Origin of the sequence: Dietzia sp. B44 (assembly GCF_014145245.1) — a bacterium.
GTDB classification, from domain to species: Bacteria; Actinomycetota; Actinomycetes; order Mycobacteriales; family Mycobacteriaceae; genus Dietzia; species Dietzia natronolimnaea.
On record NZ_JAALEF010000180.1, the window covers coordinates 1 to 11022 of the forward strand.

9 protein-coding genes are annotated in these 11022 nt (G+C 68.8%); 3 read left to right on the plus strand and 6 right to left on the minus strand.

The genetic code is table 11. The annotated features are described in order from the left end of the window. Together G6017_RS06905 and G6017_RS06910 are read left to right on the plus strand one after the other, a co-directional pair. A partial coding sequence (locus tag G6017_RS06905) for a glycoside hydrolase family 183 protein (RefSeq protein WP_182616631.1) occupies window positions 1-1335 on the plus strand: 1335 nt, incomplete at its 5' end. Between the two features lies 1 nt (window position 1336). Then, entirely contained in the window at window positions 1337-2887 is a 1551-nt protein-coding gene (locus tag G6017_RS06910) for a glycoside hydrolase family 183 protein (RefSeq protein ID WP_182616633.1), read from the plus strand. Between the two features lie 59 nt (window positions 2888-2946). Here G6017_RS06910 and coaE read toward each other — a convergent pair whose 3' ends face one another. After that, on the minus strand, window positions 2947-4029 hold the full coding sequence (gene coaE / locus G6017_RS06915; protein ID WP_182609454.1) for a dephospho-CoA kinase: 1083 nt from the start codon (window positions 4027-4029) through the stop codon (window positions 2947-2949). Window positions 4030-4188: 159 nt separating this feature from the next. Further along, window positions 4189-5670 (minus strand): 30S ribosomal protein S1, encoded by a 1482-nt coding sequence (rpsA, locus tag G6017_RS06920; RefSeq protein WP_095717229.1) that lies wholly within the window; start codon window positions 5668-5670, stop codon window positions 4189-4191. 43 nt (window positions 5671-5713) lie between these two features. Here rpsA and G6017_RS06925 point away from each other — a divergent pair, with 43 nt between their 5' ends. Then, complete coding sequence (locus G6017_RS06925) at window positions 5714-6568, plus strand: class I SAM-dependent methyltransferase (RefSeq protein WP_182616634.1); 855 nt, start codon at window positions 5714-5716, stop codon at window positions 6566-6568. A gap of 27 nt (window positions 6569-6595) precedes the next feature. Here G6017_RS06925 and G6017_RS06930 read toward each other — a convergent pair whose 3' ends face one another. The 4 genes from G6017_RS06930 to polA form a co-directional block, all read right to left on the minus strand. Beyond that, entirely contained in the window at window positions 6596-7357 is a 762-nt protein-coding gene (locus G6017_RS06930) for an amino acid ABC transporter ATP-binding protein (RefSeq protein ID WP_277819578.1), read from the minus strand. Continuing rightward, on the minus strand, window positions 7354-8334 hold the full coding sequence (locus G6017_RS06935) for an amino acid ABC transporter permease (RefSeq protein ID WP_095717232.1): 981 nt from the start codon (window positions 8332-8334) through the stop codon (window positions 7354-7356). Before G6017_RS06935 ends, G6017_RS06930 begins: the two co-directional genes overlap by 4 nt. 11 nt (window positions 8335-8345) lie before the next feature. Next, a complete protein-coding gene (locus tag G6017_RS06940; RefSeq protein WP_182616636.1) occupies window positions 8346-9248 on the minus strand; it encodes an ABC transporter substrate-binding protein in 903 nt (300 codons plus the stop codon). 113 nt (window positions 9249-9361) lie between these two features. Further along, a partial coding sequence (gene polA, locus G6017_RS06945; RefSeq protein ID WP_182616638.1) for a DNA polymerase I occupies window positions 9362-11022 on the minus strand: 1661 nt, incomplete at its 5' end.

An 11022-nucleotide genomic window follows, 5' to 3' on the forward strand; every position in this document is an offset into this window, starting at 1 on the left:
TCCGCCGCGACACCCGCGGCAGGGGCGCTCACCGTCCTCTCCCCCGTCGCGGCCGCCGCGCCCTGTGACCCGTGGCCCCCGGCCGGTGGAGGCTCCGGCTCCGGCTCCGGATCCCTCGGAACACCTGCCGCAACTCCAGCCACCCCGTGGGCGACCGGGGACAGCGGCTACATCCCCATCCTGCAGGGACGCACCACGACGGTGGAGTTACTCACCGGACCCACCAGTCCCAACAAGACGGTCGAACGCTTCGGGATCTCCGGCACCGACCTGGGAATCCTCTGGGAGAACGGCGACGCCTCCAGCCCGCAGGTGTTGATGGCTCTCGGCGACACCATGGGCGACTGCAGTCTTCCGGGAGACCAGTGGCGCAGCAACATCCTGTTCCGCTCGTCCGACCGCACCCTGTCGGACGGGATGCGTATCGACGACGCACCGATGGAGGGGCCGGGACTGGCCAAGTCCATCCTCCCCCGCTCCGGTCTGCCCGGTGAGGTCACGGTGATCCCGACCGCGGGTGTGCAGGTGGACGGCACCCAGTACCTGCGCTACATGTCAGTGGCCAGCTGGGGTGCCCCCGGCGAGTGGATCACCAACTACTCCGCACTCGCGGCCTCGGAGGACAACGGGGAGAACTGGACGCCCGTGTCGGGCACCGCGCGCACGGGCACGGGGAGTGCTCAGCTCATCCCGCCGTCCCTGGGCGCCCCGCACACGACCCATACCGCCGGTCAGATGAGCGCCTTCCTCGAGCACGACGGGTACGTCTACGAATACCTGACCCCGTCGGGCCGCAGTGGTGCCGCGACCCTCGCCCGGGTCCCCGCGGGCTCGATCGAGGACATGTCGGCCTACGAATTCTGGAACGGGACCGGGTGGGTGGCCGACCACCGGGCCACCGCCCCGGTGATCCCCGCCCGCGTGAGTGAGCTCTCCGTGTCGTGGAGCCCGCGGCTGGGGCGCTTCATCGCTCTGTACACCAACGCGAACAACGACATCGTCATGCGGCAGGCCGCGACCCCCGAGGGGCCTTGGTCGGGCGAGGACATCCTGCTGTCGTACGCCCACGTGCCCACCCTGTACGGCGCGTTCATCCACCCCTGGAGCCCGGCGGTAGAGACGGTGGGCTCGGACCTGTACTTCACCATGTCCACCTGGGACGCCTACAACGTGTTCCTCATGAAGACCGACCTGAACCGGATCCCGGCGCGGACGTTGCCGGACCCCAACGCCCGGATGCGTACCGCCGACGACAGTTGGACCCGTGACACCCCAGATCCGGCCGAGACCGGTGAGACCGTGCTCGTCGAGCGTCTCCCGATCCCGGGGGCCTGAGATGAGCCGCGCTCTATCGCGGCTGGCCGCGACGGGGCTGGCCGCGGTGACGGCGTCCGTCGCCACGCTGGCCACCACCGGGGTCGGCACCGCCACGGCCGGCCCGTGCAGCGAGATGTTCGGCAACTTCGGGTCCCTGCTCGAGAACCAGACCGGCGCCGGCATGGCGGGGGGTTCGCTGGCGTCTCTCGGTTCGGGTTCCTCCGGCTCACTCGGGTCCGCCTCGCGGGCCATGGGCTCGGCGGACCGCTCGGGCTCACTCGTGCAGCAACTGGAGACCGGGTCCCTGGGCAACGGACTCTCGGGCTCCCTGAACACGGTGACCGGATCCGTCTACGGGATGCCCCCGTGGATCACCGGGGAGGAGGGCACCGTCCCCGTCCTCCGCGGTCCCACGCAGTTCCTCCAGCTCGTCACCGGACCCACGAGTCCCACCGAGTCGATCAGCCGCTACGGGGTGGCCGGAACCGATCTCGGCATCATGTGGGACAACGGAGACCCCACCGATCCGCAAATCCTCATGGCGTTCGGCGACACCATGGGTGACTGCACCATCCCGGGTAGCCAGTGGCGGTCGAACGTCCTGTTCCGTTCCCGTGACGACGACCTGTCGGACGGAGTGACCATCGACTCAGCGGCGACCGGTCCCGACGGTCTGGCCAAGTCCCTCGTTCCCCGTTCGGGGCTACCCGGGGAGGTCACGATCATCCCGACCGCGGGCATCTCGGTGGAGGGGGTCCAGTACCTGCGCTTCATGTCGGTCGCCAACTGGGGTCAACCGGGTTCGTGGACCACCAACTACTCGGGGTTGGCCTACTCCACGGACAACGGCGAGAACTGGACCGTCGTACCCACTCTGGCCCGGCCGATCACCTCTGCGGTCCCGGTCGGCGAGGGTGCACCCCCCGTGGACGCCGCCTGGCGGGACTCGCAGATGAGCTCCTATCTCAAGGCCGACGATCACCTCTATGAGTACCTCACTCCGTCAGGGCGCCAGGGTGCCGCGATCCTCGCCCGCGTACCGCTCGCCGGATCGCCGTCGGCGGAGGACCTCGACGGCACCGACGGAGCCCCGCCCGCCGCGGGGATCCTCGATCCGGCCGCCTACCGGTACTGGGACGGCACGGACTGGGTCGTCGACCCGGGGAACGCCGAGCAGGTGTTGCCCCGCCCGGCCAGCGAACTCTCCGTGATGTGGAACAACTATCTGGGCAAGTACACCGCGATGTACTCCCAGGGCTTCAACTCCGTCGTGCTCCGCACCGCGGACCGGCCGGAGGGCCCCTGGACGGGGCCCACAGTCCTCGTGGACTACTCCATGCTCCCCGGCGTCTACGGCGCGTTCATGCATCCGTGGGCCCAGGGTGACGATCTGTATTACCTGGTCACCACGTGGAACGCCTACAATGTGTTCCTCGTGCGCACCAGTCTGTCCGAGGTCTTCCCGAGCACCCTCCGCAGAGCCGCGGCCCCCGCCGGGCCCGCCACCTCCGAGGTGATCAGGCACGTCCCGGTGTCGGAACTCGTCGACGGTGCGGTCCCGACGGAGTGACCGCGGCGGCGTGAACAGGGAGAGGTGAGCAGGGCGGGGTGACCGCGCCGGGTGACCGCTCAGCGGTCCGACGCCTCACAGAGGGTCCGCTCCCACTCCCGGGTCTCCTCGCGGTCGGCCCGGCGGAGGATCTCCGAGTACTCCACCCGCGCGCTCGGATCCGAACCGATGGCCTCTGCCATCAGCAGGGCGAACTCGTGTTCCGGATCGTCCTCGGCGAGGATCGACACCTCGAGTGGCCGGGCGGGGTCACACCAGTGCAGGAGAGGACGTTCGGCGGAGCGGTCACGGACGTATCCCGCACCGGTCAGGAGCGCCAGCGCACGCTCCACGGTCGCCTCGTTGGGCACCGTCACCTGCAGGTCCACGATGTCCGGCGCATCGAGACCGTCGACCGCGGTGGGGCCCACGTGATCGATGCGGGTCGCGACGTCCCCCAGCACGTGACGCAACCTCGCCGTCGCCCTCGCCGCCTCCGCCGCCCATTCCGGCCGGAACGGCACCACTGTCCGGTCCCCCACCACAGGTGTGCCCGTCCGCAGGTTGTGCTCGAAGGGCCGCAACCGTAGCTCGACGAGCATCCGGACGATCTCCCGAACCGGTTCGCGGTCGCCGGAGTTGTCGATCAGGACATCGGCTTCCGCCCGACGGGCCTCGTCCGTCGCCTGACGGGACATACGCGCGCGGGCGTCGTCCTCCGGCATACCCCGCTGCTCCACCAGTCGCCGGAGTCGGATCTCCGCCGGGGTGTCCACCACGATCACCAGGTGGTAGGCGGGAGTCATCCCGCCCTCCACCAACAGGGGCATGTCGTGGACGACGATCGCGTCCTCGGGCGCCGAACCGAAGAGTTCGGCAGTGCGCTCCCCGATCAGCGGATGGGTGATCGCGTTGAGTGCGGCGGTCCGCTCCGCGTCGACGAAGGCACGAGCGGCGAGCGCGGCCCGATCGAGAGCGCCGTCCGGCCCCACGATGTCGTCGCCGAACTCGGCGACGAGCATCGCCAGACCCGGGGTGCCCGGTTCGACGATCTCCCTCGCGATCCGGTCCGCGTCGACGATGACCGCACCGGCCTCCGCGAGCACTGCCGTCACCGTCGACTTGCCGGCTCCGATTCCACCGGTCAGACCCACCATCAGCATGGGTCGAAGTCTAGGTGACCGGGGTCTGCCCCGGCCGCCGTGGCATCTCCCCCGGCACAAATAGATCACGGCCCCGGTCGGCGACCCACCGTGGTGGGACGACCGTCCGGGGCCGTGGTCCGGGCCGTCAGGCGCCCGTGGCGCCGTCAGACCGCGAGGTCACTCACCGCCGGCGAGCTTCGCCCGCAGGGCGGCCAGCTGCTCGTCGGACGCCAGCGAACCACCGGTCGACTCGGCCGGGCTGCTGGTCTCCGCAGCAGCGGGACGGGACGACGACGGGGCGGACTCGGACGAGTAGTTGGTCGGCGCGGCCTCCGCGGCCTCCGCGGCAGCAGCGCGACCCTTCTCGATCTGACCGGTGTGCATCTTGTGACGACGCTCGGCCTCCGCGTAACGGTTCTCCCACTCCTCACGCTGCTTCTCGAAGCCCTCGAGCCATTCGTTGGTCTCGGGATCGAAGCCCTCGGGGAAGATGTAGTTGCCGGCCTCGTCGTAGCTGTCGGCCATGCCGTACTTCGACGGGTCGAACTCCTCCGTGTAGTCCTCGTCCGCCTGCTTGAGCGAGAGCGAGATACGGCGACGGTCGAGATCGATGTCGATGACCTTGACCATGGCGTCGTCGTTGACCGTGACGACCTGGTCCGGGACCTCGACGTGGCGCTCGGCCAGCTCGGAGATGTGGACGAGGCCCTCGATTCCCTCGTCGACACGCACGAACGCGCCGAACGGGACGAGCTTGGTGACCTTGCCCGGCACGATCTGACCGATCGCGTGGGTCCGGGCGAAGTGCCGCCACGGATCCTCCTGGGTGGCCTTGAGCGACAGCGAAACGCGCTCGCGGTCCAGGTCGACGTCGAGGACCTCGACGGTGACCTCCTGGCCCACCTCGACGACCTCGGACGGGTGATCGATGTGCTTCCAGGACAGCTCGGACACGTGGACGAGACCGTCGACTCCGCCGAGGTCGACGAACGCACCGAAGTTGACGATCGAGGACACGACGCCCTTGCGGACCTGGCCCTTCTGCAGCTGGTGCAGGAACTCGGAGCGGACCGCGGACTGGGTCTGCTCGAGCCATGCACGACGCGAGAGCACGACGTTGTTGCGGTTCTTGTCCAGCTCGATGATCTTGGCCTCGAGCTCCTGCCCCACGTAGGGGAGGAGGTCGCGGACGCGGCGCATCTCCACCAGGGAGGCGGGGAGGAAGCCACGGAGGCCGATGTCGAGGATCAGGCCACCCTTGACGACCTCGATGACGGTGCCCTTGACGGCCTCGTCCTTCTCCTTGAGCTCCTCGATCGTGCCCCAGGCGCGCTCGTACTGGGCGCGCTTCTTGGACAGGATCAGACGGCCGTCCTTGTCCTCCTTGGTCAGGACCAGGGCCTCGACCTCGTCGCCCACCTCGACGACCTCACCGGGGTCGACATCGTGCTTGATGGAAAGTTCGCGCGAGGGGATGACACCCTCGGTCTTGTATCCGATGTCGAGCAGGACCTCGTCGCGGTCGACCTTGACGATCGTGCCCTCGACGATGTCGCCATCGTTGAAGTACTTGATCGTGGCGTCGATGGCGGCGAGGAAGTCCTCCGCGGAGCCGATGTCGTTGACGGCTACCTGCGGCGAGGTGGTTTTGGTGGTCATAGGGTGGGGTGCTCCGGAGTGGATAGGAATCGTAGGTGGACAGATGTTCGCGAGCGTGTACGCACGCGACGGTCAACTGTACTCTGCCAGCGTGACGTCCACAAACCCCCCCGACCACGGCGAGTCCGTCCGCGCCTCCCGCACGTGGTGGGACACCGAAGCGGTCGAGTACCACGACGAACACGGCGACTTCCTCGGTGCCCACTCCCCCGACGGGGAGTTCGTGTGGTGCCCCGAGGGACTCCACGAGGGCGACTGGGCTCTCCTCGGTGACGTCGCGGGCCGCGACGTCCTGGAGATCGGCTGCGGTTCCGCGCCGTGCTCACGGTGGATCGCCGGCCGCGGGGCCCGCGCCGTCGCCGTCGACCTCTCCGCCGGGATGCTCCGCGTGGGCGCCGAGGCTGCGGGCAGGTCGACGGGTCCGGCGGCCCGGGTGCCGCTGATCCAGGCCGATGCCGGCCGCCTGCCGTTCGCCGCCGACAGTTTCGACGTCGTGTTCTCCGCGTTCGGGGCGATCCCCTTCGTGGCGGACACCGCCGGGGTCATGGCGGAGGCGGCCCGGGTGCTCCGTCCCGGCGGACGGTTCGTCTTCTCGGTCAACCACCCGATGCGGTGGATCTTCCGTGACGATCCGGGCCCCGAGGGACTCGTGGCCGCGTTCCCGTATTTCGACCGCACGCCCTACACCGAGTACGACGAGGAGGGCGACCTCACCTACGTCGAGCACCACCGCACGGCTGGTGACCGGATCCGGGAACTGGTCGGTGCCGGGTTCGTGGTCCGGGACCTGATCGAGCCCGAGTGGCCGGAATGGCTGGACCGTGAATGGGGGCAGTGGAGCCCGCTGCGCGGCAGCATCTTCCCCGGCACCGCGATCTTCGTGGCCACTCTCCCCTGACCGCCGGCGACACGACCGTGGGGCCGGCTACAGGATCTTGGACAGGAAGTCCTGCGTCCGTTGGTGCCGGGGCGCCCCGAGTACCTCGGACGGGTGGCCGGCCTCGACCACTACTCCGTCGTCCATGAAGGCGATCGTGTCGGCGACCTCCCGGGCGAAGCCCATCTCGTGGGTGACCACGATCATGGTCATCCCGGCGTCCGCGAGGTCCCGCATGACGCCCAGGACCTCACCGACCAGCTCGGGGTCCAGCGCGGAGGTGGGCTCGTCGAACAGCATGAGCTTGGGTTCCATCGCCAGCGCGCGGGCGATCGCCACCCGCTGCTGCTGACCACCGGACAGTTGCGCCGGGTACGCGTCCGCTTTCGCCGAGAGCCCGACCTTCTCCAGCAGGGCCCTGGCCCGCTCAGAGGCCTCGGCCCTCGACTCGCCCTTGACCAGCATGGGCGCCTCGATGACGTTCTCCAGGGCGGTGCGGTGCAGGAACAGGTTGAAGTGCTGGAACACCATCCCGATGTCCCGGCGTTGCCTGGCCGCGTGCCGGGGCGAGATCTCGTAGAGCTTGTCGCCCTTCTCCCGGTACCCCACCAGGTCGCCGTCGACGTACAACCGACCGGCATCGACACGCTCGAGGTGGTTGATGCACCGGAGGAAGGTGGACTTGCCGGACCCGGACGGGCCGACCAGGCACAGCACCTCCCCGGCGGCCACCTCGATGTCGATGCCCTTGAGCACCCTCAGCGAGCCGAAGCTCTTGCAGACCTGCTCGGCCCTGACCATCGGAGTCATGGCATTCCTCCCGACTGGTCGGTCCCTCTGGCCGCGGCGAGCCCGGAGGGGGTGAGGCCGTCCGCTTCGGCCAGCGCCCGCAACTGCTTTGCCGTGAGCTGGCGGGTGGCGCCGCGGGAGAACTTCTTCTCGAGGAAGTGCTGCCCCACCATGAGCACACTGGTGATCACCAGGTACCAGGTGGCCGCGACCAGCAGCAGCGGGATCGGCTGGAAATTGACCCCGGAGATGTCGCGGGCCTGACCGTAGAGCTCGCCGGAGAACGGGATGGCCACGACGAGTGAGGTGGTCTTGAGCATCGAGATCAACTCGTTGCCGGTCGGCGGGATGATCACCCGCATGGCCTGCGGAAGGATCGTCCGGCGCATCGTCTGTCCCCACGACATGCCGAGCGCGGTGGAGGCCTCGGCCTGGCCCTCCGGAACGGACGAGATACCCGCCCGCACAATCTCGGCCATGTAGGCGGCCTCGTTCATGGCCAGACCCACCACCGCCAGCCAGAACGCCGAGTACAACACCATCGTGTCGTCGAAGCGCACGATCTGGAAGTCGGTGAAGGGGATGCCGAACTGGACCTGCCGGTACAGCGTGAAGATCAGGCCCCAGAACAGCAGCTGGACGTAGATGGGTGTTCCGCGGAAGATCCACAGGTACACCCAGGCCACGGCCTTGAGCACCGGGTTGCTGCTCATCCGCATCACCGAGAGGATGACCCCCAGGATGACGGCGAGGATCATCGACAGCACCGTCAGCGCGATGGTGTAGAACACCGCCATGCCGAACCGGGTGTCGAACAGGTAGCGGCCGTAGGTGCCCCAGCCGTAGGCCGGGTTGGTCGCGGCGCCCCAGATGAACAGGAACACCAGGACCAGGACGATGGTCGCCGACACCCACCGCCACGGGTGCCGGAGCGGCACCGCCTCGATGGGGTCAGGAGCGTCTCGGGGGGCCGAGGCGCGGTTCTGCGCGGTGCTCACCGACCGGTCACTCAGCCCTTCCGGATCTCGGCGTCGTCGATCAACCCGTCCTCGAGGCCCCAGTTCTGGGCGATCCTCTCGAAGTCACCGGTCTCGATGAGCTTGTCCGCTGCGGCCTCGAGCGCGGCGGCCAGTTCGGACCCCTTGCGCACGGGCCAACCGTAGGGGGCGGAGTCGAAGACGTCCCCGGCCAGCTGCATCTTGCCCTCGGACTGCTTGACGGCGTACGCCGAGATGGGCGAGTCGGCGGACATGGCGTCGACCTTGCCGAGCGCCACGGCGGTGGAGGCCTCGTCCTGGGAATCGAACTGGACCTTCTCGATCGGGGGATTGCCGGCGGCGACGCACGCCTCGCTGCGGGCGGGCACGTCCTCCTGGTCGGAGACCGTGGTGCGCTGGACCGCCACGCTCAGGCCACACGCGTCGTCGGGGTCGACGTCGGTGCCCGCCGCCGATGCCCACTGGATGCCGGCCTCGAAGTAGGTGACGAAGTCGACGGTCTGCAGCCGCTCGTCGTTGACGGTGAACGACGAGGCGCCCATGTCCATGGTGCCGCCCTCGATGGCGGGGATGATCTTCTCGAAGTCGGACTCGCGGAACTCCGCACGCAATCCCATGAGCTGGGCGGCGGCGGTCATCACGTCGATGTCGAAGCCGACGATCTCGCCCCGCTCGTTCTTGAACTCGTTGGGCGCGTACGGCGGGTTGGTGCCGATCACCAGCACGCCCTTCTCGCGGATCTCGGCCGGTACGAGGGCGGCGATCTCGTCGTCCGTCTCGAGCGAGACCTCCTGCCTCGGCTCTCCCGAGTCCTCGGGACCCTCGGTGTTGGTGGTGCAGCCGGTGAGCGTGAGGGCCGCTGTGGCGGTCAGTGCCAGTGCGGCACGGAGGCCGCGCCGTGAGGTGAGGGTCATGTGCGTGCCCTTTCAGGCGTCGGGTAGCCGAATCTGCAATGAACCTAGGGCATACGTCGAGCACCACAAAACGCACCGCCCGCTTTTGGCGTCAGTGGTTACCCACTGGTTACTCAGTGGGCCGCGGAGTCCCAGTCGGGCCCCGTGCCCGTGGAGACGTCCAGCGGGACGTTGAGTTCGATGGCGGAGTACATCCGGTCGACGACGAGCTCGCGGACCTCCTCGAGTTCGCCCTTCGCCACCTCGAGCACCAGTTCGTCGTGGACCTGGAGCAACAGACGGCTCTGCAGCCCCCGCTCGTCGAGGTCGGCGTCCACCTTGAGCATCGCCGCCTTGATGATGTCCGCGGCGGTGCCCTGGATGGGGGCGTTGAGGGCCGCACGCTCGGCGTTCTCGCGCTTGAGCCGGTTGTCCGAGTTGAGCTCAGGCAGGTAGCGCCGACGACCGAACAGCGTCTCGGTGTAGCCGTCACGTCGGGCCTGGTCCACCACCGCGTGCAGGTAGTCGCGGACTCCCCCGAAGCGGGAGAAGTACGCGTCCATCTGCTCGCGGGCCTCGGTCTGACTGATGCCGAGCTGCGCGGCCAACCCGAACGCGCTGAGCCCGTAGGCGAGCCCGTAGCTCATGGCCTTGACCCTGCGCCGGAGCTCGGGGGTGACCTGGTCGATCGGCACCCCGAACGCCCGGGAGCCGACGAAGGAGTGCAGGTCCTCGCCGGTCCGGAACGCCTCGATCAGTCCTTCGTCACCGGACAGGTGCGCCATCACGCGCATCTCGATCTGGCTGTAGTCGGCCGTGAGCAGGCAGTCGTAGCCCTCGCCCACGACGAACGACTTGCGGATCCGTCGGCCGTCCTCGGTGCGGACCGGGATGTTCTGCAGGTTCGGATCGGTGGAGGACAACCGCCCGGTCGCGGCGACCGTCTGGTTGAACGTGGTGTGGATGCGCCCGTCGTCCCCGATGGACTTGATCAGCCCCTCGACGGTGGTGCGCATCTTGGTCGCCTCGCGGTGCAGCAGCAGTGCCTCGAGGAAGGCCCGTCCCGGGGTGTCCCCGGTTTCTTTGGAGAGAAGCTCCTCCAGCGCCTTGGCGTCGGTGGTGTACCCCGTCTTGGTCTTCTTGGTCTTGGGCATGCCCAGGGTGTCGAACAGCACCACCTGGAGCTGCTTGGGCGAACCGAGGTTGATCTGCTCGCCCCCGATCGCGGCGTAGGCCGCCTCTGCCGCGTCACGCCCACGGTCGGCGAACCCGTCGCGGAGGTCGTCCAGGGCCGACGAGTCGACCGCGATTCCGATCGACTCCATCCGCGCGAGCACCGGCACGAGCGGCAGTTCCATATCCGCGAGCAGCTGCGCACCGTGCACCTGCTCCAGCTCCACGTCGAGGCGCTCGGCGAGGTCGATCACGGCCCGGGCGCGGGTCGCCGCCGAGTTGGCCGCCTGCTGCTCGGCCTCGGACTCGTCGACCTCATCCAGCAGCGACAGTTGTTTCTCCGCCGCCTCGGGCTCCGGGAGCTCACGCTGCAGGTGGCGCTGGAACAACTCCGCCAGGCCGTAGCTGCGCTGACCGGGACGGACGAGATAGGCGGCGAGTGCCACATCCAGCGTCACACCGCCCAGGCGGAGGTCCCGGCCCATCAGGGCGTGGGTCGCGGCCTTGGCATCGTGTACCGCCTTCGACACCGCGTCGTCGGCCAACCACGCCTGTAGAGCCTGGTCGTCGGCGGGGCCGATCCGTGCGAGGTCGATATGTCCGGAGGCTCCGCCCGCCGCCG

What these genes read in the sequence shown, in the direction of transcription:
- rpsA (WP_095717229.1), bottom strand. Translation starts at nt 5,670, where the DNA reads ATGACCACCAAAACCACCTCGCCGCAGGTAGCCGTCAACGACATCGGC.
- G6017_RS06925 (WP_182616634.1), top strand. Translation starts at nt 5,714, where the DNA reads ATGTTCGCGAGCGTGTACGCACGCGACGGTCAACTGTACTCTGCCAGC.
- G6017_RS06940 (WP_182616636.1), bottom strand. Translation starts at nt 9,248, where the DNA reads ATGACCCTCACCTCACGGCGCGGCCTCCGTGCCGCACTGGCACTGACC.
- G6017_RS06910 (WP_182616633.1), top strand. Translation starts at nt 1,337, where the DNA reads ATGAGCCGCGCTCTATCGCGGCTGGCCGCGACGGGGCTGGCCGCGGTG.
- coaE (WP_182609454.1), bottom strand. Translation starts at nt 4,029, where the DNA reads ATGCTGATGGTGGGTCTGACCGGTGGAATCGGAGCCGGCAAGTCGACG.
- G6017_RS06930 (WP_277819578.1), bottom strand. Translation starts at nt 7,357, where the DNA reads ATGACTCCGATGGTCAGGGCCGAGCAGGTCTGCAAGAGCTTCGGCTCG.